This window comes from Methanobrevibacter sp. (assembly GCF_030539555.1).
In the GTDB taxonomy this organism is placed as follows: Archaea; Methanobacteriota; Methanobacteria; order Methanobacteriales; family Methanobacteriaceae; genus Methanocatella.
Genome location: NZ_JAUNXX010000019.1, coordinates 1 through 26,297, shown reverse-complemented (window position 1 = coordinate 26,297; position 26,297 = coordinate 1). Strand labels below are relative to the sequence as shown.

Annotated in this window: 22 protein-coding genes; 13 read left to right on the top strand and 9 right to left on the bottom strand. The window is 39.0% G+C overall.

The window, feature by feature from the left end; translation table 11 throughout:
* Positions 1–502: hypothetical protein (locus tag Q4Q55_RS05420; protein ID WP_303371808.1), on the top strand; the 502-nt coding region annotated here is incomplete at its 5' end.
* Between the two features lie 279 nt (positions 503–781).
* On the opposite strand, the gene Q4Q55_RS05415 is transcribed toward Q4Q55_RS05420, so the two are convergent.
* Positions 782–1,471, bottom strand: a complete 690-nt coding sequence (locus Q4Q55_RS05415; protein ID WP_303371807.1) for a TIGR00266 family protein — start codon at positions 1,469–1,471, stop codon at positions 782–784.
* A 73-nt stretch (positions 1,472–1,544) separates the two neighbouring features.
* Here Q4Q55_RS05415 and Q4Q55_RS05410 point away from each other — a divergent pair, with 73 nt between their 5' ends.
* Together Q4Q55_RS05410 and Q4Q55_RS05405 are read left to right on the top strand one after the other, a co-directional pair.
* Entirely contained in the window at positions 1,545–2,684 is a 1,140-nt protein-coding gene (locus Q4Q55_RS05410) for a TMEM175 family protein (RefSeq protein ID WP_303371806.1), read from the top strand.
* A gap of 90 nt (positions 2,685–2,774) precedes the next feature.
* Complete coding sequence (locus tag Q4Q55_RS05405) at positions 2,775–3,173, top strand: PaaI family thioesterase (RefSeq protein ID WP_303371805.1); 399 nt, start codon at positions 2,775–2,777, stop codon at positions 3,171–3,173.
* A gap of 245 nt (positions 3,174–3,418) precedes the next feature.
* Here Q4Q55_RS05405 and Q4Q55_RS05400 read toward each other — a convergent pair whose 3' ends face one another.
* Complete coding sequence (locus Q4Q55_RS05400) at positions 3,419–4,183, bottom strand: ferredoxin (RefSeq protein ID WP_303371804.1); 765 nt, start codon at positions 4,181–4,183, stop codon at positions 3,419–3,421.
* Positions 4,184–4,442: 259 nt separating this feature from the next.
* On the opposite strand from Q4Q55_RS05400, the gene Q4Q55_RS05395 reads away from it, so the two are divergent.
* The 5 genes from Q4Q55_RS05395 (at position 4,443) to Q4Q55_RS05375 (ending at position 7,061) form a co-directional block, all read left to right on the top strand.
* Positions 4,443–4,712: an AAA family ATPase gene (locus tag Q4Q55_RS05395; RefSeq protein ID WP_303371803.1), complete on the top strand. Its 270-nt coding sequence runs from the start codon at positions 4,443–4,445 to the stop codon at positions 4,710–4,712.
* Between the two features lie 12 nt (positions 4,713–4,724).
* On the top strand, positions 4,725–5,138 hold the full coding sequence (locus Q4Q55_RS05390) for a hypothetical protein (RefSeq protein WP_303371802.1): 414 nt from the start codon (positions 4,725–4,727) through the stop codon (positions 5,136–5,138).
* Positions 5,139–5,245: 107 nt separating this feature from the next.
* Positions 5,246–5,887 carry an AAA family ATPase gene (locus Q4Q55_RS05385; protein ID WP_303371801.1) on the top strand — a complete coding sequence of 214 codons (642 nt, stop codon included), beginning with the start codon at positions 5,246–5,248 and terminating at the stop codon, positions 5,885–5,887.
* 4 nt (positions 5,888–5,891) lie between these two features.
* On the top strand, positions 5,892–6,359 hold the full coding sequence (locus Q4Q55_RS05380) for a hypothetical protein (protein WP_303371800.1): 468 nt from the start codon (positions 5,892–5,894) through the stop codon (positions 6,357–6,359).
* A gap of 279 nt (positions 6,360–6,638) precedes the next feature.
* A complete protein-coding gene (locus tag Q4Q55_RS05375) occupies positions 6,639–7,061 on the top strand; it encodes a cupin domain-containing protein (protein ID WP_303371799.1) in 423 nt (140 codons plus the stop codon).
* Between the two features lie 13 nt (positions 7,062–7,074).
* On the opposite strand, the gene Q4Q55_RS05370 is transcribed toward Q4Q55_RS05375, so the two are convergent.
* From Q4Q55_RS05370 to Q4Q55_RS05360, 3 genes are all read right to left on the bottom strand, one after another.
* Entirely contained in the window at positions 7,075–10,041 is a 2,967-nt protein-coding gene (locus Q4Q55_RS05370; protein WP_303371798.1) for a hypothetical protein, read from the bottom strand.
* A gap of 5 nt (positions 10,042–10,046) precedes the next feature.
* On the bottom strand, positions 10,047–13,427 hold the full coding sequence (locus tag Q4Q55_RS05365; protein ID WP_303371797.1) for a C1 family peptidase: 3,381 nt from the start codon (positions 13,425–13,427) through the stop codon (positions 10,047–10,049).
* 217 nt (positions 13,428–13,644) lie between these two features.
* Complete coding sequence (locus Q4Q55_RS05360) at positions 13,645–18,183, bottom strand: Ig-like domain repeat protein (RefSeq protein WP_303371796.1); 4,539 nt, start codon at positions 18,181–18,183, stop codon at positions 13,645–13,647.
* A 201-nt stretch (positions 18,184–18,384) separates the two neighbouring features.
* Here Q4Q55_RS05360 and Q4Q55_RS05355 point away from each other — a divergent pair, with 201 nt between their 5' ends.
* The 3 genes from Q4Q55_RS05355 (at position 18,385) to Q4Q55_RS05345 (ending at position 21,273) form a co-directional block, all read left to right on the top strand.
* Positions 18,385–19,809 carry a hypothetical protein gene (locus Q4Q55_RS05355; protein ID WP_303371795.1) on the top strand — a complete coding sequence of 475 codons (1,425 nt, stop codon included), beginning with the start codon at positions 18,385–18,387 and terminating at the stop codon, positions 19,807–19,809.
* A gap of 152 nt (positions 19,810–19,961) precedes the next feature.
* Positions 19,962–20,885 (top strand): glycosyltransferase family 2 protein, encoded by a 924-nt coding sequence (locus Q4Q55_RS05350; protein ID WP_303371794.1) that lies wholly within the window; start codon positions 19,962–19,964, stop codon positions 20,883–20,885.
* A complete protein-coding gene (locus Q4Q55_RS05345) occupies positions 20,878–21,273 on the top strand; it encodes a GtrA family protein (RefSeq protein ID WP_303371793.1) in 396 nt (131 codons plus the stop codon). Before Q4Q55_RS05350 ends, Q4Q55_RS05345 begins: the two co-directional genes overlap by 8 nt.
* Here the strand turns inward: Q4Q55_RS05345 and Q4Q55_RS05340 are convergent.
* The 4 genes from Q4Q55_RS05340 to Q4Q55_RS05325 all read right to left on the bottom strand — a co-directional run bounded on the left by Q4Q55_RS05340 (position 21,263) and on the right by Q4Q55_RS05325 (position 24,498).
* Positions 21,263–21,955 (bottom strand): polysaccharide deacetylase family protein, encoded by a 693-nt coding sequence (locus tag Q4Q55_RS05340; RefSeq protein ID WP_368660141.1) that lies wholly within the window; start codon positions 21,953–21,955, stop codon positions 21,263–21,265. The two genes, Q4Q55_RS05345 and Q4Q55_RS05340, sit on opposite strands and share 11 nt — an antisense overlap.
* A 111-nt stretch (positions 21,956–22,066) precedes the next feature.
* Entirely contained in the window at positions 22,067–22,432 is a 366-nt protein-coding gene (locus Q4Q55_RS05335) for a DUF2283 domain-containing protein (protein ID WP_303371791.1), read from the bottom strand.
* Entirely contained in the window at positions 22,429–22,740 is a 312-nt protein-coding gene (locus Q4Q55_RS05330; protein ID WP_303371790.1) for a hypothetical protein, read from the bottom strand. The genes Q4Q55_RS05335 and Q4Q55_RS05330 overlap by 4 nt, the downstream gene beginning before the upstream one ends.
* Positions 22,741–22,977: 237 nt before the next feature.
* Entirely contained in the window at positions 22,978–24,498 is a 1,521-nt protein-coding gene (locus Q4Q55_RS05325) for a glycosyltransferase family 39 protein (protein ID WP_303371789.1), read from the bottom strand.
* A gap of 695 nt (positions 24,499–25,193) precedes the next feature.
* Here Q4Q55_RS05325 and Q4Q55_RS05320 point away from each other — a divergent pair.
* Both Q4Q55_RS05320 and Q4Q55_RS05315 read left to right on the top strand, forming a co-directional pair.
* Positions 25,194–25,520: a helix-turn-helix domain-containing protein gene (locus Q4Q55_RS05320; RefSeq protein WP_303371788.1), complete on the top strand. Its 327-nt coding sequence runs from the start codon at positions 25,194–25,196 to the stop codon at positions 25,518–25,520.
* A complete protein-coding gene (locus Q4Q55_RS05315; protein WP_303371787.1) occupies positions 25,520–26,248 on the top strand; it encodes an ImmA/IrrE family metallo-endopeptidase in 729 nt (242 codons plus the stop codon). The genes Q4Q55_RS05320 and Q4Q55_RS05315 overlap by 1 nt, the downstream gene beginning before the upstream one ends.
* The last annotated feature ends 49 nt before the right edge of the window (positions 26,249–26,297 follow it).

The following is a 26,297-nucleotide window of genomic DNA, read 5'->3' as shown; positions in this document are numbered from 1 at the left end:
ATCAGATGATTATGATGATTATGAAGATTATGAGGATTCTGATGATTGGAATAGTTCCTTGTGTGGAAATTATACCTGTTCATCCGTAACATTCTGCAAATTAGTTTCACACTGTTGTGATGAACCACTTCTTGCATATAAAACTGATTATTCACCTGAAAACAGGACAGATACCGATTCTGGTAGTGATGATCATTGTGAAGACACATGTGATGATGAGTCTTCGGAAGATTCCGGTTCAGAATATTCACAATCTTTCAAGACTGTCTCTCCTGTAGCTTCAGAAAGTTTTGAAACCCAGGACACATTATCAGAAAATCATGAATCAGTTTCAAAAAGCATTAGTCAAGGTCAAAATATCTTAAATGATGAAAAGGAAAATAATAATGGAAATGTTACTGAGAATAATGAGTTTGATACATTAACTGTATCATCTGATAATGATTTGGATGTTTTAGGTTTATTGATTTCATTATTGCTTTGCATCATATTGTTGATATAAGAATTCAAAAGGAAGTGTTAAACCGCGAAGTCTTTATAAATCATGTTATTTACATTATGGGAGGTATTTAACCTCCTTTTATGTATATTTAGAACCTAAAAATCTTCAATTTGATGTCGGTTTATCAGGGGTTCGTATAGGTTTTTTCCTGTTTATTTTTTTCTTTTTTTGATTATTTTTGGTTTGTTGGAAATGGTTCTGTTTTGGGGTGAGGTTCAAATTTCGGTGTAGGCTTTGGCTGAGGGGGTCTTAAAAAGGTGATTGGATTGAAAATCCAATCTAATCTCTGGTGGTAGTTTCCGGCAGGTACGGAATTATCGCATCGGCCAGTTTGCTTACAGGCATGGTCTGTATCCACACTTTTCCAGGTCCTGTTAGTCTGGTAAAGAACAGTCCTTCACCACCGAACAGCATGTTTTTGACTCCTTTCACTCTTTCGATGTCAAAATCAACGCTTTCTTCCATTGCAGCAATGTGACCCTGGTTTACAAGTATCTTTTCTCCCGGCTGGAGGTCATGCTCGATTACTTCTCCGTCGATTTCTATAAAAAGCATTCCTTCGCCGCTAAATTTCTGAAGAATGAATCCTTCGCCGCCGAATAATCCTGCTCCAAGTCTCTTTTTAAAGTACATGTCAATTTCAACGCCTTCCTCTGCAGCCAGAAACGCATTCTTCTCACCGATAATTGTGTTTGATCCGGTCAGTCTTATAGGAATGATTTTTCCGGGATAACATGCTGAAAATGCTATTTTCTGGTTGTCTGACTGTGCTGTAAAGAAGTTTAAAAAGATGGTGTCTCCGGACAGCGCTCTTCCAAGTCCTTTTAGAAGACCTCCTCCTGTGTTGGTGTCCATTTTGATGTTGGATGTCATGAATGCCATGGCACCGCTTTCGTCTTTCATTGTCTCGCCCTTGTTGAGGGTACAGATTACTGTTGGAAATGATCCTCCGCTGATTTCGTATTCCATCATATCACCTTATTTAATATATTGTTTCTTTTAATATAGATGTTTTTATATCATTGATGACAAAGATATCATCATGAAGACCACCCGTTTTGAAACATTTATGGATGCCATTCTGGCGATTATTATTACAGTGCTTGTTTTGAAATTGCCTCAGCCGGATACGCCAACAGTGGCTGCAATCTTTCATCTCAACATCAGGTATGTGACCTATTTTTTATGTTTTCTAATCATATTCAACACATGGTACAACGACCACCTCCTGTTTCAGATGGTTGAGGAGATAAACAACTCTGTTGTGCTGGTTTACGGGATTCTGATTTTTATAATATCCCTTGTCCCGTATTTTGCAACATGGCTGTCACTGTATCCGAATTCGATTCCAGCCGAGACAATGTTCGGACTTCTGTTTTTACTGACCAATGTCTTATATGCTCTGTCAACTTATCTGATTGTCCGGGCGGATCCTTACAATGAACGCCTTAAGGTAATCAATTTAAAGGACCACAGAAGATACATTCCTATTGCAATTATCCTGATTGGGTTTTTATTCTCATACACTGTTTATCCTCAGGGAATCTATATCTCATGTATTCTGTCCACCCTATTCTGGTTTGCGCTGGCGTGCATGGTCAAATCTCCAATAGAAAGTAGTGAACGCTTTGAAGCGCTGTTCGATGCTATTGTGGCGATTATTCTAACAATCATTGTTCTTGAAATTACGATGGCTTCCGGAGGGGACTGGCAGAGCCTCTTTGATTTGAAGCTGGAATTCATAGCCTATGCAATAAGCTTCGTGGTATGTTTTAACTATTGGAACTACAACAACAATCTCTTTTCAATCGTTAACAGAATTGATTTTAAGGTTATCTGGCTGATTGGAGCATCAATGTTTGTTTTATCATTGATTCCGTTTTTATCAACATTCGTGGCTACGAATTTCTATTCCTTTGTGGCTCAGGCCTGCTACGGAATTGACTTTATTGTGGTTGCACTGCTGTCAATTGTAACTTCAAGTGCCCTGAAAAAAGTGGATAGGGGAAATGTTGCCCTTAAGATGGCTTTGGAAAGCAATCTTCAGTACATCTCAACAATCGTTATTGTTTGCTCAGCAATGCTTGCCGGATACCTCTTCTATCCTCCGGCCATAATAGTCTCATGCCTTGTTTCGATTGTTGTTGTCTGGGCGATTCCGAAGCTTCAAAGATCATGTTGAAAAATGGCTTTTAAGTTTGGCTTATTATGTTGCGGATGTTCAAAAATATTAAGTATTCTTTAGAATATAATTAACTATTGGGTGAAAAATATGGCTAATTTTGATACAATTGAAAGTGCAAGGGAATTCTTCTACAAGGACAAGTTCGCCGTCATGACCGGCGTCACATTGGATGAGCTTACAGAGGATGAGGCTGTCTGCTCTTTGGAAATTACTGACGATCACAGAAACGCTTATGGGGGAGTCATGGGCGGTGTGATTTTCACACTAGCGGATTTCGCTTTTGCAGTGCTGTCAAATCAAATCCACCAACTTACCGTTGCCCAGCAGGTTGATATCCATTACCTTTCAGCTCCAAAAGGCGACAAACTCTTTGCAAAGGCAACATGCCGCAAAAGCGGTCGTACATCTTCCATAATCAATGTTGACATTTCAGATGATGCAGGAAGGGACGTTGCACAGTTCATAGGGACAGGTTTCAAGCTGTAACATTCCAAAAAAAGCGGGACATCATGGCTGTCGGCGGCAGCACAACGGCTTCACCAGCAATATTTTGAAAAACCATATATATTATACAATCAATGTTGGTTAAATTCTAAAGGACTTTAAAGTATCTGCAAAGGATCCTTTCAGATTTGGTGTGAAAAGTGAAAAGTATGTGGAAATATTTAATCAAAAATTAATTAAATCGGCAGGCAGAGATGTTTAAAAAAATGGTGTGCACATGATGTGCACTACAGGTAGAATTCGGCCTCTTTTCTTTCCATGTAATTGCTGATTGCATCCTGCCTTTCGGCTTCATAGGCAGGACCCTGAAAAGACCTTGCACCTTCCGAACATACGTTGATGCAGGTGCTGCAGGATGTACAGCTGTCTATATCCGTTAGTGTGGGGGCCATTTCAGGTATTGCCTCTTCAGGACAGGTGTAATAGCAGTCAAGACATTCGGTGCACAGGTCCTCATCGCAGTTTATGGAATACGTAGGTTTGGTGTATTGTGTATACGGCTTGTATCCGCTTACGAATATCTCATTGTCCTCGTTGTTTTCGAGCTTTTTTAAAACCCTTTTTGAAAATTCATCTATCCTGGCCAGATCAAATTCGTCCGGGCGGTTGTATCCGATTTCGTTAAAAAGTGAATTCTGGCTTACTGTTGTGGCAACACCAACGATATTGAAGTTGTTTTCTTTTAAGAGATCTGTCAGCTCCAATAGAGCGTCCAGGTATTCCATATTTCCATAATTCAAAATGACAATCGCCTTGGTATTGTTTCCTTTCATTCGGGATAGTCTTTTGCGTGCAAGCTTCGGGATTCTTCCGTTGAAAACCGGCATTCCGATAATTACAAGTTCGTCCTCGAAGTTCTTTTCCTCATCGAAACTCAGCAGGTCATAGTTTTCACGGTTCATGTTGAAGTTTTTGGCAACTTCATTTACTATTTTTTCTGTAGTTCCTGAGGGACTGAAATACACTTTTGAAAGTTTTTTAAAGTTTAACATTTTATCACCTTGAATTGGAATTATTTGAGGCTGTATTTAAAGTTTTGGTGAGTTTTTAGTTACTTTTAAGAAAATATTGTCTTAATATTGTAAAAATGCTTTGTTTTGAAATATTGCTCTTATTTTAAAGTTAAACTATTAATAGTCGTTGATAAAAACATATCTATGAAAAAACACATCCGGCACTTGATAAACATTGAAATATCCCAAAATATAATCTATTACTAAATTCAATAGAAAATATTTTGGAGACTGGATTATGGAAAACATTAATTTGAAAGGACTGAACTTTGAGAATAAAAATGATGGTGATAAGATGAATGTTTTGAAAATTGAAAATTTTGGACCTATAGGTCATGCAGAAATTGAACTGAAACCGTTGACAATTTTTGTAGGCCATAATAATTCCGGAAAATCATATATCTCCCGTTTGATCCATTCCATTTTAACTTCAATTGTTGATGTAGCATCATTCAGTGATTTGTCAGTTGAAAAGTTACTGGAAAGTGATTTAAATACTTTCAATTAGTTCAACGATGAATTGCTGGATTATCTTGAATTTGATCCGGATTTTTTCAAGCAACCTTTTTGTTTTGATGCAAAAAAATTCGACAGGCTCTTTTGCGAAGGCATTGAAAAACAGCATTTGTCTTTAATTGAAAATAACTTAAAAAGCAATTTCATTTCAAATTTGGATTTGCTGAACAATGCCGCTTCGGGTGAATCGTTTGAAATCTCGTTTAATAATTTGGGCTTTTACAATGATTGCGGCAGTTTAAAATTGACGGGTTCAAACGGCATTAAACAGAACAAAATCAAATTAAAGAATAGGGTTCTTTTTGATTTCAAAAGAGAATCTGGCAATGTTTCAATAAAATTGGATTATCTGTCATTATCAAAACTCATCAATCGATATGATGTCTTTTCGATTGTATTGTACTCAACTCTGGCATAGGCATATGCTAAAACGAACAGGAACAAGTCATTATACATTCTGCATCAGCCCAATCAACAACTGATAAGTTCAAATCGATTCTTTCAGACGAGCTTTCCTGATTAAAGATGATTTCATCAATAGAAAGGGACATGATTTTCAGCTATCTGAATACGCAAAGGGAAATCAGAAACAATCATTTCAGTAAAATAGCCTCTAAAATCGAAAATGAAATATTGAACGGCAAAATCAACTTCAAATACAATGGGGTGTATGATGATTTGATATTCGCCGACAACAATGCAGGATGTGAATTTGATTTCAGTTTAGTTTCATCATCAGTTAAACAATTAACTCCTCTGATAAATTATCTGAAGTATGAATTGGATGTGGGCGATACTTTAATCATCGAAGAAATTGAAAATCATCTGCATCCCGCAAATCAGAGAATTCTTGTTAAATATCTTGTTAATCTGGCCAATAACGGTTTGAATATAATCCTGACTACACATAGTGACTACATCCTGGAGCAGTTCAACAATCATATCCGGCTTTCAAATGTTAATTCGGATTCCTTGGGTGATTTGGGATTTTTAAAAGAGGATGTCTTAAATTATGATGAAATTAACATATATAATCTTAAAAACGATTCATCTGAGGTCTTTAAATTCGATGTCAATGAAACAGGATTTATCGATGGCGTTTTCAGCCCTGTTATTGAGGACATGTATGACGAGTCAAGGGACATTATTAATTCAAAAAATGGGTGATTTGATGATGGAGGAAATTTTGAAGGAGTATTATTCCTCAGGAGTTTTTAAGGATTCGTCTGAGATTTTCAAAAAAAGATGCAGGGAACGGAAATGTATTCTAAAAGGAAACTTTGATGATTATATTATTTTGGATGGTGATGAAATAGAAAAATGCCTGTCAAAAAATAAAAACAAATCCACAGATTGTATTCTAATTGACAAGAATGCTGATAAAAATAATAATGTTGAAATAATCCTTTGTGAACTGTGTGTTGGAAGTAAAGATTACAAAAACGTTAGAAATAAGATCATTAACTCTGCAGAACGTATTGTTGATGTTTTCAGGACTCTCGGCATAGGAGTTGGCAGTTTGAAATGCTGTTATCTGGGAAAATATGAGAATTACAAGAGGTCAATCAAATTGATTTCAAAACCTATTCTGATTCACGGCTTCAACAGGCATGATATTCTAATCGAAAATTTTTCATGAGGTGTTGATATCGAAACTTTAAAAGACAGTTAAGGCATGCAATTTGGGACATTTCTGGGCTTCTTAAGTCTATTTGAAAAGAATCGGCGATTTTTATTAATGATAATCTGCAGGATAATAATTCAAACCGACTACTTTATATTGTATGATGGAGTAATATAATTACGACTAACAAGTCGTGAAAAATTATTTGAATTTCGAAGTTACCTGCCGTGGCTTCGAAATTTTTTTTATAAAAATTTAATTGTTGTGAATGTAAACATTTTTGAGGTGATTGTCATGTCTGAGTTCGATGATGAAAACATTTTTGGTTTGGGCATTTCAAACGATGCCTTCGCACAATACTTCATAGGCCAGTCCTACCTGAATCCTTTGGTGGACTTTGAGAAATCCCCTGTATTTTTGGCCAATGTAACCTTCGAACCGGGATGTAGAAACAACTGGCATATCCATCATGCCACATCCGGAGGAGGTCAGATACTGCTTTGTGTGGCCGGAAGCGGATGGTATCAGGAAGAGGGTAAGGACCCGGTAAGCCTGAAGCCCGGCAGTGTGGTTGAAATTGGTGTGGGAGTTAAACATTGGCACGGAGCCAAAAAGGATTCCTGGTTCAGCCATATCGCAGTGGAATGTCCCGGCGAGGACACATCTACAGAATGGTTTGAAGAAGTTTCGGATGAAGAATATAAAAAATTGAAATAAGGATGGAAAATCCTTATTTTCTTATTGTTATTGCGCTTTTGGCATACATGAGGTAGCTTGCGTTTGCTGATGTAATCAGAACCCTGTGGGTTCCGACCTTAAGCAGTCTTGTGTTGATTTTCGCAATGCCTTTTGAATTTGTTTTTACTTTAATGACTTTATTGTCGATTTTCACTTTTACATATATGTTTTTAACCGCCTTTTTGGTGGCCTTGTTTTTTACAGCAATGCTGAAGTATCTTGAAAGCTTGTACTTGCTTATTATCTTAGGGGCGCTGATGACAGTCTGCGCTTTTGTTATTTTGATGCTTGTCTTTGCTTTTGAAAGGCCGTAGTTGCCGTTGGCGGTTGTGATTTCGATGCGGTGCATGCCGACCTTCAGGGTTGAAGTCTTAAAAGCGGCTATTCCCTTTGCATTTGTGGTTGCATGGTATGTCCTTTTGGATGTTGTGTCCTTTATTGTGAGTTTCAGTCCCTTGATTGGCTTGCCGTTCGCCTTATCCGTAACCTTGATGCTCATTTTCTTGCCTGAATCATATGTTGCGGTGAGTTTCCTGACTGAAAGCTTGACCGGCAGCTTGACCACCTTGACATTCTTAAGGGCAGTGATGTTTGCCTTGTATGTCCTGTCGCTGAGTGTGGCGGTCACATTGTATGTGCCAGGACTCATAAGCACGGTATATGATGCAACACCATTGCTGTCTGTTTTAAGGGACACCACCTTGTTGGTTTTGAATTTAAGGTATATCACCCTGTTCGGGATAGCTTTTCCCTCAATGTCTTTCAGGACAACTCTGATGACCTTTTTTGAATAGTAATTGCCTGACTGCTGTGTGACGGTTATTGTGGCGGGAAGCTTGTTTATCGCAATGCCTGAAGAGGTATGGATTTGCGGGTCTGTTGCGTTCACTTCAAGAGCTCCGTTTCTGATTGTGAGTCTCTTGAAGTTGCCCTCACCATCCTTCAATGCAATCTCGTAATCAGGAATCTCGGTTACTTCACTTCCGTTGTTCAAGACAAAACGCACGCTTCCGTTAACTGCTATGAGGTTAATCCAGCTTTCGGGAGCTGAGCTTTTGACAATGTTTTGGGAGATGAACTCGTCCCTGTCCTGAATGTTCACTCCCCAGAAGTTGCCCTCAATTGTCAGGTTTGTAAATACACTGTTTCCATAGTAAAACGCACCGATGACTTTGGTATTCTTGTTGTATAAAGTATCTGCCAGATATCCGTTGTTTGTTTCATATTGGGGGTATTCCCAAATCAGAAATATGTCCTCAATATATTCCGGAGGATAGTAGACGATATTGTCTGTATTTCTTGCAAGGTTGTTTTCAAAAATGCAGTTTTTGACATAACCCTTCTTGGCGAATGCATAGATTGCTCCTCCGTTACGGGCAGTGTTGTTGATGAAAGTGGAGTTTTCAACATAAATCTCCACCTTTGCGGAACTGCAATAAATCACTCCGCCCTCATATTTTGCATAATTGTTTTTGAAAACCGAATTTTTAACTGAAATTTTACTTTCAGCCTTCATTTCGTCAGCATAAGGGTCGAAATTGTACTCATAAGAACTTCCTAGGCGTATGCATGCGCCATTTGTGCGTATGCAATTGCTGAAGCTGCAACTGTCTATTGATATGTCTCTGGAAACGTCGATGCTTGAATTGATGAATCTGCTGTTTATGAATATGCTATTGTTTTGGGATGAGACGTCTGCATTGTAAAAGCTTGAATTTATTATGACTGCGTTTGCTACTGTCTGGCCATGTTCGATGAATGCGGATGACTCGATGATTATCTTAAGCTCGATTTTGCCGGGATTCACGCTTAAATCATCCTCATCGAAGGGATCATCCTTGTCTGATACGTCATAAGAATAGTAGAATATTCTGGAACGGTTGAACAGGCAGTTCTTGACGTTCATCTGGCACTGGTAATCGCTGAGATAAATGGTGGCGAGCGTGAATGTGGAATTTGTGAGAGTGATTTTATTGTTTTTCAGCATGCATGATTGAACCTCTGGAAATTCCATATCATTGATTCTTTCATCCTTGTTTGTAAATTGGCAGTCTTCTATGGAGATGTCGAAATCGGTAATGCCTACAGGTATCGGACCCCTTTTCGCATCAAAGATTTCCCTTGAGCCTTCAACTGAAATGTCGTATGACCTGCTGATGGCATTGAATATGTCTGTTTCATCCATGAATGTGCCGTCGTCATCTATTATTCCCTTAAAATACTTTTTATAATTGCTGTAACTTAGGATATTGTTTTTGAAGAATTTTGAGTTGGTGATTTTCAGATAATTCCTTGCCTTTGTGTTATTGACGCTTATTGCCCCTGTAAGGCCGGTGTTTTTGGTGAATGTTGTGTTTTTGATGACTGTGCTGAGAGCTGTTTCGTCCATATTAAGGAGTATCGCTCCGCTTGAGTATCCGAAATTGCTGGAAAATGTCGAGTTGACAATTGTCAGCCGATTGTCTGCAGTGTCGGCTGAAGTGGCAGTGATGACCGCTCCCAGGTCACTTCTTTTCGCATTTTTAAGGGTGTTTGACTCAAAGCTGCAGTCTATGATGCTTACTCTTGTGCCGTTTGCAAAGTTCAGGTTTAAAAGACAGTTGTCCGCCGGAGAGTTGTTCTTGAAGCTGCATGACATAATTGTTGTTGAGTTTGACACCTCAAAACACCATCCGTTCACGAAGTTGATTCCTCTGACGGTGACGTTTTGGGCTTGTATTGCAAATATGCAGTCTTTCCCGTCCAGTGTCACCCCATCACCTTCGATGGAGATGCTTTTGTTAACTATGATGTTGTCGCTGTCCTTGATGTCCTGCGTTATCGTGACAGTCGAGCCTTCATCTGCATTGTCGATTTCTGTCTGAATATGCTTGAACGTTGTCTGGTTGTTTGCAGAAACCGCAGTAATGGTCAGCAAAACTAAAATTAAAGATATAAAAATGATTAATCTCCTTTTCATGTTATTCACCTGATTACAGTTATCACGTTAAGGCTGTAGGTTCCTTTGTATGTAGTTCTTATAATGTATTTTCCGACTTTCATGTTCTGCTTTATGCTGAAACTTGCAATTCCGTATCTGTTTGTCTTTGCATAGTAGTTCTTGCCCGCCAATGTGACTTTTACAAGCTGAGCTGGATACGCCTTGCCATTGAAGTTGAGGATTTTCACATTGAATTTCATAGGTTCCACAGCCTTTTTAAGGATGTTTCTTGTAATGATTGGGCTTTTGACTGTGATGATGTTCTTTGTCACGAACCCATTGTATTTCGCAGTCACAGTGTATTTGCCAGGTTTCAGATTTGCCTTGAGACTGGCTATGCCTTTTGCATTGGTCCTGACCTTATAAACCTTATTTTTTATCTTGAATGTTATAATCTGGTTTTTGCCGACCGCTTTTCCGTTATCTCCGTATGCCCTTACGTTGAAGCTTTTGGTGCCAGGATAGTATTTCACCAGATTTTTATTGTTAGTGATTCTTTTCTGGATTTTCAAAGTGTTTGATGTTTTCTGGGTGGTCAGTGGGTTTTTGATAATCACCTTGTATTTTCCTGCCTTAAGTTTCAGTTTAAGCTTTAAAACACCTTTGCTGTTGGTTGTTGCATAATACTTTTTGGATCCGATTTTTATCTCCGCTTTGGTGTTCTTGAGAACCTTTCCGTTGTTGTCAAGCAGTGTTGCCTTGAAATCCCAATCGGAATTGTATCCTCTCATCCAGCTTTCGACTTTGATTGTCTGAGGAATCCTGAACTTGAAGCTCACATGGTTTGAGTCATACAGGTTATTGTCCACATGAACGTCGACGGAGTATGTTCCCGGATTTGCAAAGCTGATTTTAAGTGACGCAGTTGCGTTTTCAATGACTGCATAGTAGTTCCTGCCGTTTATCGCAAATCTCAGCAGTGAACCGTCCAGAGCTGTGGTGTTTACATATGCTCTGATAGTGGTCTTTGTGTTGACTGTAAGCTTTGTGAATGTATCGACGCTGACTGTAGTGCTCATCACTGCAAGGGGTCTTGTGAACGCCTTTATGCATGCCACTTGAGAATAGTAGATGTGGTCGCCGATTTCTTTGGAATAGCTGTACAAATCAGTCCATTTCTTTCCGTCATAGCTGAACCAGGATGTATGTGGCGAATAGGTGATTCTTGCAGAGCTCACGTTTTCACTTATCGGAAACCTGCCCCTGTCCACTTTGATTTCAATGGTGAAATTGTCCCCTTCGTTGATTATGAATTCCTTTGTAAAGGGAATTGTCCAGTAGCCCAGATGTCCGACGCCCTTCTGGGTCAGTTTCAGATTTCCGTTGATGTAGAGCTTGGCGACATAGTTGGTCTCGCCTGCAAAGTATGTTGAAAATGCTGAGAGGATATCGGTTCCCTTTGCCTGGAATTTGTTTTTGTAATAGATGCTTTTCGCATTTGTTATAAGATAATCTGTGCATCCGGCAATGTCATACTGGTAGTTTCTGTTATATCCTGTGACATCCTTGAATACGAATGCATATGCACAGAAGCACTCCAGCTCATTAACCAGATCCTTTGAATAAGACATGTACTCGAATCCGTCATCTTCCCAGTCCTCACCCCAGCTGTTTTTGATAATCCATGCTCCCGGAGTGTCATAATCATCATATTCTAAGCTTGTGCGTGCAGGCTTGTAGGTGTCGTCCCATCCGACAATTGTAACCGCATGGTTTGAATCCTCATCCCACTCGACTCCGACGCTCACTGCCCCGTACATCATAACTGCCCTTTTGATTTTGGCGTTGTCGGTGTAGCTGTTTCTTAACGGAATCATCTTTATGTTCTGGATGTGCAGTGTCGGGGTCAGATTGTATGACAGCGCTGAGGTGTCGTCATAATGGTCATATTCCTCCGGCACAGGGCCCAGCCAGTTTGTAAAGTATCCGATTGCAGTGGTGGAAAATCCTCCGGTGTTCGGAACCAGGTTCTGCCCGTAGATGGAATAGTATGACATCAGATTTTTGACGTTTTCCTCTGAAAAGTCAAAAGTTATTCCGGTTGCTTTCTTGAGATTTGCCTCAAGGGTGGCGATTGATGCAAACGCCCAGCAGTTTCCACCATTTTCCTGGTTTCTCACCGGCGTGATGTATCCGTAGTTTCTTGAGTCATATTTTTTAGGAAGGCTCACGCCTGATGGAATGTAATGTATTAAAGGAACGCAGATGTTGTATGCGATGTCATAGGAAAACCTCTCCTGTGTGTGGAGGCTCTGATTTTCGCCCAGTGTCAGATTTGCACTGGTCAGGTTCGCTCCGCTGAAAAATATCGCATTGTCTGTGTTGGTCTTAAAGCATGAATCTGTGATTGCGGCTTTCGTGGTGTTGTCGATGAAGACGGCTCCTCCCTCGATTGCGCTTGAAGCATAAAAGCGGCTTGAGCTTACAGTTACGTTTCCATACATCACAAAGACGCATCCTCCCTCATATGATGCGATGTTGCTCTCAAATGTGGATCCTGCAATGTTCAGTGTTGAGTTGAGTGAACATATCGCCCCTCCAAACTCCGCCAGATTGAATCTGAATGTGGAGTTAATGACTGCCAGATTGTTGTTGTAGGAATATATTGCTCCTCCGCTGCCGTTTTCGGATGATGATTCTGTAAAAGTGCAGTTTTCAATCGTGATGTTGCTTAAGGTTGAAGTGATTGCACCGCCGTAGACGTCCCCGCGGGATGCGTAGAATCTTGAATTCCTGATTTTTGCATTGGACAGCCTGAAGGAAATCACTCCTCCGTAGGATGCCGTGTTGTTTGTGAATGTGCAGTTGTTGAGGGTCACTGTCGTAATCATGTCGTCATAATTTTCGCTGTAGATGCATGCGCCATAGGAATTTCCATAATCCTCATCCTCATACTCGTCAAAAAAATAATCCTCTATATGCTGATATCCGACGCTGTTTTTGAAAATCACGTTGTCCGCTTCAAAATTCGCGAAATTTTCAATGTTTACATTGTCAAAAGTCAGGTTTGAAACGCTGAGGTAGGAATTTTTCTTGACGGAAATTGACTTGTTCTGTGATATGAACTTTATGATAGTGCTGTTTGCACTCTCGCCTATAAAAGCGCTTCTGCGGCTTTGGCTGGAGTAGACGTCACATGATTCGTTCAGCTCATAGACTCCGTCTGCAAAGTAAAAAGTGGTTCCGTAAATGAGTCTTTCATCATTCAAGTATTTATACGGACTTTCAACCGAACCGTTGCCGTCTTCAAGTGCCGTTGCATTGAAATAACAGACGCTGGTCGTGTTGTCCTCGCTGTAGACTGCAGACATTGAAATGAGCAGGACCATTAAAGAGAAAAGTAAAATCCTCACTTTGAGATTCATGTTAGTATTTATTGCCCTCAAATTATATATAATTTATAAAAAAAGAGAAAAAAAGAAGAATTTAAGGTTTGCAAATCTTACACGAACTGTAACCCTGGCCGATTGCCTGTGAACGGGTCAGATAAACGTTATATAAATATCTGCAAAATAGAAAACTTTTTTGATATTAAAAAATCAATTTCATTTAAAAAAAATAAAAAATAAGGAATTTTAATCCTTATTTTTTGACTTTAACGGTTTTTTTGACGGTGTCTTTAAGATATGTTGCCTGGTAGGTCAGTTTTTTGCCTACTTTGAGTTTGCTTAGGACTGTCTTTTTGATGATTAGTTTTGCAACGCCTTTCTTGTTGGTTTTGACCTTGTATGTTTTTCCGTTGAACTTGAATTTGACAATCTTGTTTTTGAGGGCTGTTTTTCCCTGTTTGAGGGTTGCCTGTAAGACAAGCTGTTTTGCTGATTTTTTTACAACGGCTGTTTTGAGTGTTACGACGTGTTTTACGGTTAGTTTTTTGGTCACTGTTTTTGCGAGTGCTGTTGCGGATACTTTGTAGGTTTTTGGAATCTGTTTGACCTTGAAGCTTGCAACTCCTTTGGTGTTTGTTTTGACTTTGGCAACTGTTTTTCCTGCCACCTTGAAGGTTACGTATGTTCCCTGTGCAACTTTGCCGTCTGTTCCGTAGACTGTCACTGAGTATTTGCTTCCTGCATTGTAGTAGACCGCTTTGTTGGATGCTACTATTTTTGCATCGGTTAAAACTGTTGCGTTTGCCTTTGCGGTTGCAGAAAGGTACTTGCCGTCACCGGCATATGTTACTGTTGCTTCATATGTTCCGACCTTAAGTCCTGAGAGTGTGAATGTTGCAGTTCCCTTTTCAAGTGTTTGTGTCTGGTTCATGCCTCCTGCTGATACCAGGACGTTTCCTGTTGCATCGCTTGGCAGGGTGATTTTGAGTGTAGGGGTTTTTCCAGCAATTGAATCAACAGTAATTTCAGGAGCAACCAGGTTATCTTTGCCTGTGACTGTCACGGTCTTGGTTTTTGTTGCGTTCAGGTATTTCTTGTCACCGGAATATGTTACGGTAATTGTGTTTTCGCCGACAGGAAGCATGTAGATTGTGGTTTTTGCAACTGAGTTTTCAAGGGCTATCTGTTTGCCGTTGATGATTACGTTTCCTGTGGCGCCGGCCACTTTAACTTCAACATCCAAATTTGTTCCTTCGGCAATCTTATCGGCTGAAGTGATTGTGATTGTCGGTGCGGCCCTTTCGGCTAATGCCACGGTTGCTGTTATGTTTTGTGTTGCATCAGCGAATATGCTGTCACCTTCATATCTTACTGTAGTCACGTAATCGTCAGCTTTAAGTCCGTTTACTGTAATTGTTGCGATTCCGTTGTTTGCTGTGGTGTTGTAGGTCTTGCCGTTGATGGTGGCAAAGACTGTACCTGTTGCACGTTTTGCAAGGGTGACGTTTATAATCAGATCTGATCCCTCGGATGGGGTGTTTGTGTTGACTTCCATATTAGGGTTTGTCCTGTATAGAGGATATATTGAGTCTTCCTTCTCAAATCCGGTTCCGTCATCGCCTTCAAATACGAATTTAAAGTAGTAGTTCTCAGTGGTGTATTCGGATGGAATTTCAATGCTTCCTTTTCCGGTTGCATCATCCAAGGTTTTAATCAGTTCGCCGTCAGCATATAATGAGATTGTTCCTTTTGCATCACCTATGTTGTATTTTATTTCTGTAGGTCCGGTAAGGTTGAACTCATCAGGGAAAGTCACGTCCATTCCGACTTCGACGTCATAGACTCTTGTGGTGGTCTTTCCGTAGTTTCCGTTGTATGTGATGTAATAGTCGTATTCTCCAGCATCAAGTTTAGGAAGTGTTATGACTGCAGCTCCGTTGTCGACGCTTTCAGTGATTGTATCGACTTCATCTCCATCATTATCATATATTGTAAGGGTCACTTCACCTGTAGCATCGCCTGGAAGGGCCACGGTAATGTTGTTGTCCTTGGTTGTGTCGACTTTAGTGTCCATTGTTATGTTTGCGGTCACCTGAAGGTTTTTGGAGTCTGTTCTTATGACTTTGCCGTTCACGATGTATGATGCGGTGATTTCATAGTCTCCAAGTGCAAGGTTCTCGATTGTGTAGCTTGCCCTTCCTTTGGTGAGCGTGATGTTTGTATCTTCGACGGTCTTTATTATTTCATTGTAGTCTCCATACTCGTCGTATTCGTATTCACCGGTATGTAGGACGATTAAAACGTTTAAAAGTGAGCCTTCAATGTCCTGGCTGGTTACGTTAATGCTTTGGCTTTCAAAGACAGTCATTTTTGTGTCGTAGTCGAATTCGATGTTTGCTTCGACGTTGAGTGTGTAATGGTCGTCTTTTATATTGTAGTCGCTTCCGGTGTATCCGTATTCAATCAGATAAGTTCCCAATCCGAGCTGGGTGACATTGTAGCTTGCCTTACCGTTTTCCAATGGGATTTCAACATGTTCTGTAATGCCTGTGGACTTGTCGGTAATGTTTAAGGCAAGGCTTCCTTTCGCATTTTCAGGAAGTGTAACGCTTATTTGATCGCCTTCATCTCCCCAGTAGACGTTTCTGTAACTTTCGCTGATTCCTGCAACTACGCTGAATGTTTCATTGACACTTTTTGCAGGGTATTTGCTGTCTCCGGTGTAGGTTACAACCAGTGTGTAGTCTCCAATCTCAAGGCCGGTTGCGTTAATCCTGTACATTCCCTCTGAGTATATGACCTCATGGGCTTTGCCGTTGATTGTGGCAATGATGTCTCCGGTTGAGATATCTTCCGGAAGGGAAATGTAGAATTCACGGTCATCGCCGTAGGTGATGTTTTCAGTGCTGACATACATTCTGTAGTCCACGACTATATTGGCGGTTTTGACTGTTTTAGGGTGTCTGTCATCGCCGCTGTAGATTACTGATATTGTGTGGTTTCCTATTGGGAGTGTTCTGAGATTGGCTGATGCGTAGGCATATTCATCAACGGTAACATTTTCAAACAGGTTTCCGTCAACAATGAATTCAACATATCCTGTTACACCGTCAACGAGTGCCACTCTCGCGTAATTTGCTTCAGGCGCTTCATAATCGTTGACTATGACCTTTTCAGGAATCCTGATTATTATTTCAGTGACTTCAAATGTGTCTGTAAGTGTTGCGTTTTTAAATGTGTCGCTTTCGAACCTGACCTCAAGGGTGTGGTTTCCCAAAGCAAGATTCTCTGTCGGGAATGTGTAATAGAAATAGTATATGTCTTCATCCTCTTTATCTATCTTCTTGCCGTCAACGTAGACGCTGATGCTTCCGGTTGCATATTCAGGCATGTCCAATGAGAAGCACTGGTCATTGCCCGGTATGATCTTTTTGTCTATCGGGGTTCTGAATTTGAGCTCGATATTTGTATTGTTTATGACATAAACGTTCTGCTCATATACCTCGTTGTCGTTTGAGTCCTTGATGATTATGCGGTTCTTTTCATCCTTCAAATCGTCTATGCTTACGCTTGTGCTTCCTGTTGTTTCTACATGCTTTATCAGTACATCCTCATAGGCCTCTGTGTCATCATCATAAATTCTTTTGTATATTGTTATGTTGACGTTTTCAGTTGAAGGAACGCCGTATCTGATTTCCAGAGTGGTATTTGCAAATATGTATGCAGGGATTTCTATGTTCGGTTCGATGGTGATGTGGAAGTAGTCCGGATTGACTTCACAGCTTCCGTTGAACTGGGCAAAGAGTTCCTGATATCCTAATGCCAGTTTGGATATTGGAACTGATGCATAGCCGTTTTCAATGTCTGCAGATCCGATTGGAGTGTATATTGTCTCCCATGTCTCTTCATCTTCGCTCATGAGGTATACTGTCAGGGTACCTGTTTCGTTTTTCGGAAGGTAGAGATAAACTGAAGTGTTGTCGTTGTAGCGGACATAATCATCTTCTGTTATCTGGATTGCAGGGTTGCAGGTGATTGTAAATGTTGTGTTCATCTCAGCGAACTCTTCGTCGCCCTCATAATATGCATGGAAGGTGTTTACACCGAAATCCAAATCATCTGTCCGGAGGGAATATTCGTCTGTGTCCTCGTCACGCTCTATCCTGTAGGTTTTTCCTTTGAAGTCTACGATGACTGTTCCCTCAAAGCCGTAGGGAAGCTCTAAAGTAATCCATTTTGATCCGTAGCTGACTTCATCATTGTAAGGTCTTACTGTATATTTGCTTATCTCGATTTCTTTTGTCTTTTCAACAGGAGAGTATTTCTCATCTCCTGAGTACTTGACAGTAATTGTATGGTCTCCAAGTTCCTCGAATGTGTGGTAGAATCTTATGTTTTCATAACTGTTGGCCCATATTTCATCATCGTATTCATCATCGAAATAAAATGTGAAATAACCTGCAAGATCGTCTGGAAGACTGGTAATGTTTATTTCGGTTGAATCCATTGCCACGATTTCATCCGGTGTGATTATTTTAAAGTCAAAACTCTCATTTCCGGTTGTCTCGTCTTCGTAGTCGTCTGGGTCATCTTCGTAATCGTCAGGGTCAGTTTCATCGTCAAATTCATCATCTCCATCACCGTCATCGGTGATAGGGTCTATGTCGCTTACCGCAGAAATGTCATCTGCGGTGTTGTCGGCCGCCGTCAGCGTGTCATTCGCACTTACGGCGCCGATTGTCAGAATGGCAAGCAGCATTATACTCACCATCAATATTTTATTTATCTTCATAATAAACACCTTAATATAATTGTTATCTTTTGAATGCATTTTATATATAATTTAGGAATTCTGATTTTAACTCAATGTTTTTTGAATTTCATAGTCATTTCATCTAATATTATTCATTTAATGAATTGTGAACATGCATTTTTTTTGCATGTTTAAAAAAATCAATTATTTTTAAATAGGATTTGAACGATATATAGTAGCATGATAGAAAATAGAAAGGATTTGGTGGGCAAGCTGCTTTTTGCAATATCAATTTTAATACTCATCTACATGTTCTTCAGCCCGTTGGCGAATATGGTTCATCACATCGATGAGTATTGGACATATTCCCTGGTCAATCTTCCATTCATTCAGGGGATGACCGTTGCAATTCATGACGTTCACCCGCCGCTTTACTATATTATTCTGTATCTTGTATCTCCGATTTTTGGGGCTTCCAATTTCTATTTCATGAAAGTGATGTCAGTCATTCCATATTTGCTGATAATCATTGTGTCATTTACTAAGATTCGCAAGGATCACGGCTGGCTGACTGCAGGTCTGTTTGTATTCTGCTTGGGTGTAATGACTGATTTTTTCATTGAATTTCTGACAATGAGAATGTATTCATGGGGAATGTTTTTCCTTGTCATGGCCTTCATATACTATAATGAGGTCATCACAAATTGGGATAGGAAATCATGGGTGCTCTTGACCCTGTTCACCTTGTGCTGTGCATATACCCAGTACTTCTTTGCGCTTACCTGCGGGCTGATTTATCTGCTGATACTTGTTGAGATTGTGAAAAACAACAGGGACAAGTTAAGACAATTCGTCAAATCAGTCGTGGCGTTGATTTTACTTTTCGGACCATGGACTGTAGTGCTGCTTCACCAGATTCAGGGCCAAAGCGATGAGTTCCATCAGGCAATGGACTGGAGCATCGTTCCAAACTACATCACTTATTTCGCAATCAAAAGCAATGACTATTCCCTTGAAATGATTGCCTTCAAGCTTGTTGCCGTTGCATTCCTGATTTTAGTGTTGGTGCTTATCTATAGGCAAAAGGATAGATTTGCAGGCTCAGGCGTATTTCTGATGTATGGAACAATTATGATAGGCTTTTTTGCACTGTTTCTTGCAATCAATACCATGAGAGTGAGATATCTTGTTCCGGTGCTTGCACTGTTCTGGCTTTCGGCTTCAGTTGTCATAGGAAAAATCAGGGATAACAGGCTGCTTGCAGTTTCACTTATTCTGGTGTTCGTTCTGGCCGCAGCCAGCATAGCAATAAACAACGATGATTTTAATGATACGGTTAAATTCAACGATAATAAGACTGCCTTTTTAAAGGGCATTGACAATAACGATACTGTTGTCGTCTACAATACAGATTACGGATATAAGGTTCTTCACAAGGATTTGAACAACACTTCCAAACAGTATACGTTATCCGGACGGTATTTCTACGATGATGATGTGGAAATAAGCAAAAACCTGACGGATATTTTAAATAAAAACCCTGACAAGGATGTTTATCTCGTCAACTGGAGAGCCAAGGACGTAAACAAGCAATACGAGAAAAACTTTAATCTGACAAAAGTCTATGATGCGGGTCATTATTCATTCAATCTTGTAGGTCATTAGTCGGGAAAGCGGGGGTCTGCTTTCCCATTTCATTTTTTTTCACATAACTTCGGATTGTTGTTGCATCGCTTCTATACATATACTTATAAATCATGACTTTCAGGCTGAATTTGTAGAAGCTATTTATACCAACATCAATAAATAATATTAACATGGATTTGTTAAGTATTGTTGTGCCCTGCTTTAACGAGGAGGAATCGGTTGGAATTTTTTTAGATGAAATTCAAAAGACTCTTTTTGACCGTAATTATGAAGTGATATTCATTAACGACGGTTCAACCGACAATACATTAGCAAACATTAAGGATTTGGCTAATTCAAATCAAAACGTTAAGTATATCTCTTTTTCAAGAAACTTCGGCAAGGAATCTGCAATCTATGCCGGCTTGAAGAATGCTTCCGGAGATTTGGTATGTCTTATGGATGTGGACATGCAGCATCCTCCAAGCATGCTTCCCGAAATGATTGAATCAATCTCTGAAGGCTATGACGTTGTTGCGGCAAGAAGAATTTCAAAAAAGGGCGAGCCTATGGTGAAATCCTTCGGATCTCACATGTTCTACAAGATATTCAACAGAATTTCCAAGTTGGATCTTGTGGAGGGTGCAACCGACTATCGGGTGATGACACGGCCTGTAGTGGATGCCGTGCTTGAGCTTAGCGAGTACAACAGATTTTCAAAGGGCCTATTCCAGTGGGTGGGCTTTGAAACCAAATGGATAGATTATGAAAACGTTGAAAGGTTTGCCGGAAAGACCACATGGTCGTTCTGGGGTCTTGTTGGCTATTCGGTTGAAGCCATTGTCGCATTCACCACCGTTCCGCTATCAATATCAATATTTCTGGGTACGGTGATTTCTGCCATTGCGTTCATTTATCTGGCATTTATCATCGTGAAGTATCTCATGTATTCAGATCCGGTTCAGGGTTTTGCAACAATAATGTGTGCTCTGCTTCTTTTGGGTGGAATTCAGCTTCTGTCAATCGGAATTCTGGGCAAGTACCTGGAGAAGACATACAAGGAAACAAAGAACCGTCCTATTTTCATTGTTAAGGAGACAAACATCGATGATTAGTGATTGGATGAGATTGGATAGGGAACTTGTTTTGTATGTTGTCTTTGGGGCGATGACATTTTTCGTCAATCTCATAAGCTATTTTTTCTTTGCAAATATTTTAGGAATCAATTATCTGGTTTCAAATGCAATTGCATGGTTTTTATCAGTGCTTTTTGCTTATGTGACAAACAGGACATGGGTGTTTGAAAGCAGAAGCCCCGACATTCTAAAGGAGATGGCACTGTTTTTCGGCGGGAGGATATTTTCCGGTGTCGTGGACATGGTTTTGATGTACACCTTCATTGATGTTCTTGTTTTCAATGATTTCATATCAAAAATCGTCGTTCAGGTCATAGTGATAGTCCTGAACTATGTCTTTTCAAAGCTGATAGTATTTAAAAAGTAGATTCAATGAATTCGCTGTAGGTAACAAACCTATGGCCTTCAAGCATCTCTATCAGGTTGTCAAGCCTTTCCGCCATCTTTCTGCCACTGTTTCTTTTGATGATGAATGGGATCTTGAATTCAGGATGGTCCTTGAGCTCATAAAACTCCCACGGGTGGAAGTAGGTCGTAAAGTAACCGTCCCTTTTGAGCGTTCGGCGAACTAGCATATGGTAGGCCTTTTCAGGTAAATTATGTAAGGACAGCCAGAAGAGCGGAAATCTGAGTAATGGAGTTACTGATGCAGGAATCTGGATTACTCCGTCCTTTTTAAAATATGTTCTTGGGGTGTTGAGGTTCATGTAACGGCCGGGAATGAAAGCGGGGTTTAGTGATGAGTTGTAGACGTATCCTACTCTTTTTATTTCTTCATCTTTTACAGGAAACATCCTCGGCTGGCGGTAGCCTGCTATTCTGGTGTTTGTTATTTCTTCTAAAATCTCCTTTGATTTGGCAAAATCCGTTTCTTTTGGATTGAAATGGTCAACACCGTGAGATGCTACCTCATGGCCTTCAGAGATGATTTTCTCCATTATTTCTGGAGCGTTTTGTGCGAAATTGACAGTGCAGAAGAATGTGGCCTTCACATTGTGTTTTCTTAAAATGTTTAAAATGGTGTTTGTGCCTTCAGCTGACACTTTCATGCCTTCCTCAAGCGGATAGTCGACCCCGTGCTCACGGGGAACATCAAACTCCTCTATATCAAAACTCAACAGTATCATATTTCTTTTTCCTGAATTAAGCTATTTGGGGCGTTATGCCGTAACTAATTTTGCTTCAATGGATGGAATGCCATTTAAATTGGTTGTGATTCTATTCATTCCAAAGGTCTGTATCTTATTATGGATTGAAACTGTTAACTGGACTTTTAAATTAATTGATTCTTCGGTAATATTTGATTGGATTGTAATTTCAGATAACCTATTAAAATAAACTTTATCTAAATTGAATATTTTAGATGCATTTAAAAATTCAAATGCAATAGGTTTTCCTTCTTTATCAATGTCCATGGTTACATAATTGTCTAATTCAAGTGAAACTTCATATTCATAATTTTCAACACAATATATAAATAATGAATCTCCTTTACGGTCATAATCATATACCACTTTGCTGTTCATTTTCTCACCCTTTGATTTCTATAAGTTTCCATAACAGTTACAAAATTTACAGTTCTATTATCATTTATGCCTATTACTAATGATATATCTTTTGAAGGTCGTTTTTTGTGTTCAAAATATAATCTGAATTTGTTATAATCCTGTTTGATTATCCCCATCAGAGGATTGTGTAGGAATGTTTCAAAGATTAAACCCCAATCCCCAATTCTTTGAATATTTCGAATATCAAAATGTTTAGTGTTTGGCATGAATGATTCATCACATGAATTGATTATTTCAATTGCATCTTCAATGGAATAGTCTCTCATTTTAAATCCTCATTAATATTTAAGCTCCCAAATGAGCATTCTAACATTAAATTATTCTCCATTGAAAATAAACATTGTCCAAGTGCGACAGCATGAAAAAACACAGATATGATTGTAAAAAAAGTAGAACGGAAAATTGGATTCATGTCCAATGCTGATAGTATGTTCTTTTCGCGCACTGAATTTTTGTGATATCTAATTTCTCTAAAAAATAAGAAAAAAGGGAATGAATTCCCTCTAGTAGTATTCCTCTTCCGTCTCTTCACTCACCGGTTCGGTTGCGGTCAGCTTGGATATCTCGATTCCACGGTCATCCCAGATTTTGGTCTTGTTGATGGATGAATCCAAATCAAGGTCTCCCCAGGTAATGATGTAGACGTCTTTTGTGTCGTTTGCAACAAAGCTTGTCAGATTATCCTCTGATATGTCGTTGAAGTCGAATATCTTGTGCACTCTGTCCATATTCTCTCCGAAGACATATGAATGGTTAAAGCAGTAGGTGTCTATCCTGTCTGAGTAATCCAAAAAGTACATTATGGTATTTGGTTTGGTCAGGACAAGTGCTGAATTGCTGTTCTGCATGATCTGGTTGAATGCGTCTTCCTTTGCTATTCCTTCATCATATGCTGTGATGTTGGTGCTTATCATATGGCCTGCTCCAGCAACCAGAAGCAGTGCGATGAGTGCAAATGCGTACATGAATGTCTTTTTATCCTCAATCTTTCCGATTAGAATTGAAACCGCAAGCCAGAACACTGCCGCTGCAGGCATAAGGTACCTTACAACTAGAATAGGTTTGAAAGCAACTGATATTATTATTGCCAAAAGTATGGTTCCCACATAGACTCCAAGTCCTGTGAGGATATAGAAGTTGTCCATTGTGTATTTTTCCTTAAGCTGCTTTACGTATAAGTATCCTATGACTGCCATCAGCAGGATTGCAACGACTGCAATGAAGCTGTCGGCGCCATGAGCAAAGTATCCGAGGGACTGGACAGTCAGGTCGAAATCGACTTCAGGAATCCAGTAGCTGTTGTGGACCGCTGTAACCTGATTTATCAGTGTCATAATCCAGGGTGAGTACATGATGACTGCCGCAGCAATGGAAATTCCCAGATTCTTGATTTGGTCTTTCTTTTTAGTTACTACATAAAATATTATGATGAGATAAAGGCATGCCGCAGACATTGCCGCAAAATAATGTGTATATGCGCACAGAACGGATGCAACAGTAACTATTGCCCAGGACTTGATGTCTCCTTTGGTGAAAATGTCTCTTGTGTAGATGAATGCGATTAAAAGGAACAGTATTGCCCAGCTGTACATTCTCGCAATCAGGAAATGTGTGAAAAACTCACTCATGAGACCAATTGAGAGTGCAAAGAGCCCAGCAGTCAGCCAGCCATATTCATCCTTGATTTTCAAATATGAAATGACCAGGATAAGTGCATACGGAAGAATTGAAACCAGTCTCACCGCATAAAGGTTGTTTGAAGAAATTCCGATAAATCCAAGCACCTTGACTGCAAATTTCAGTATCAGATAGTATAGCGGCGGATGCACGTCCATTGAAGTGATGCTTATGATGTCGCTTACAGGGAAATTGACAAGTGTCAGTGTGAAATACTCGTCAATATGCAAAATAAGCTGATCAAGCGGAGTTATGATCATGTAAAAAAATATTATAAAAGCCAATGCGAAAAAAGCCATTCCTATTATGTCTTTTTTTCCTCTGTTGATATCCAAATTTAAGTCCATATTTGATATTTTGATGATTGCTTTTATTAAACTTTGTCATGAAAAATCGGTGCGGTTTAAAAAAAATAAGAAAATTTCAATGTTGTAACATCTTTTGCATTGGTTTTTTTGAAATGGGGCGCTCCTTTCTGGGGCATGCAATATCATGGCATTCTTTTAGTATTCTTTCTGCAATAATAGATAACTAAAAAGATTAATTATCTTCATTTTTAACTCTCAAATGTTTAATTTAGATATTTTGATATATGTGATGATTTCAGCCAATGGGGATATATTGTAATCTTTGGATGTAGTTTTGCATTTGAGGTTTTTTCCAGATATGTTGTTTGCTATTAGATGGTCTTTCTAACTGGTTGGGTAGTGTTTTTTGTGTTTGTGGCAATATTGTCATATTGCTAAAAAATTCAGTTATTATTTTATTTTTTAAAAAAATAAATAATTAATCTTATATTTATTAAATTTAATTTTTATATATGTTAAATTACTTTATAGTTTATTTATTAACTTTTATTTTATTTTTATAACTTATAATTATGCATATGTCGTTTATATTAGTTAATTAAAGTTATTTATTTAAAAATATCCTAATTTCATCTTGTTATTATAATGATTTTTATAATTTGTCATATTGTATACAAAGTTTTATATATTAAATATGACAAAATATATTATGTCGATTATGACAGGAGATTTAAATGAATGATATAGGAGAAAAAATAAAAGCATTAAGGAGGGAAAACAACTACACGCAAAAGCAAGTGGCCGATTTTTTAGAAATAGATCAAAGTTATCTTTCTAAAATAGAAAAAGGCGATAGAAATTTAAATGAAGTGACTTTTGATAAGTTATGCAACTTGTATAATTGTTCTGCCAGTTACCTTTTGGGCGACTCTGATGAATATGAATCTCCAAAAATAGCGTTCAGGGCAGATGAAAAAGTCGATTTGGTTGCAATTTCAAAAATGAACCAAGTAATGAATCATTTAAAAGTTTTGAGAAAATTTGAGGAGGATAATAAATAATGATAAGTTCAGATATCATTTTTAAAGCTGAAACTCTAAGAAGGTCATGGGGCATTGACAATGCAAGTCCCATAAACATCCTGGCAAGCGTTTTGGAAAATGTTGATGGTGTGACAATATTGTGGTTTCCAATGATTGACGAGGTAAGTGGGTGCTGTTCTAAATCAAGTGATGACAAGGTTATATGCATCAATTCAAAGCATTCCAAAGGAAGACAGAACTTTACAATCGCTCATGAATTGTATCATCTGCTTTACGATGAGGATAATGATTCATTCATATGTAACTTTAATTCCAATGATGAACGTGAAAGGAATGCAGATAAATTTGCATCTTCTCTTTTGATACCTAACGTTGCATTGTTTGATTTTATCAAAAAGCATAGTATAGACAAATGGAAATTGGATGATGTTATTAGGTGTGAGCAGTATTTTCAGATTTCCCACACTGCAATGTTATGCAAGCTCAGACGCGAGAACTTGATTTCATATGATGAGTTTCGATTGTTTAGAAATCATGTCAAAAGCCATGCTTGGGAATTGGGCTTTGATTTGGATTTATATGAATCCACACGTGAATACTACTCATTAGGTAACATTATTCCATTATCTAAAAAGCTTTATGATGAAAGAATAATTACGGGTGGTAAATTGGACGAAATATTGTTGGATGTATTTAGAGAAGATATGGTGTATAATACACCATTGGAGGATGATAAATTTGTATGAAAAAATGTTTTTTATTTGCAGTTTTCTCATTTGCTTTGCTGATTTCGAG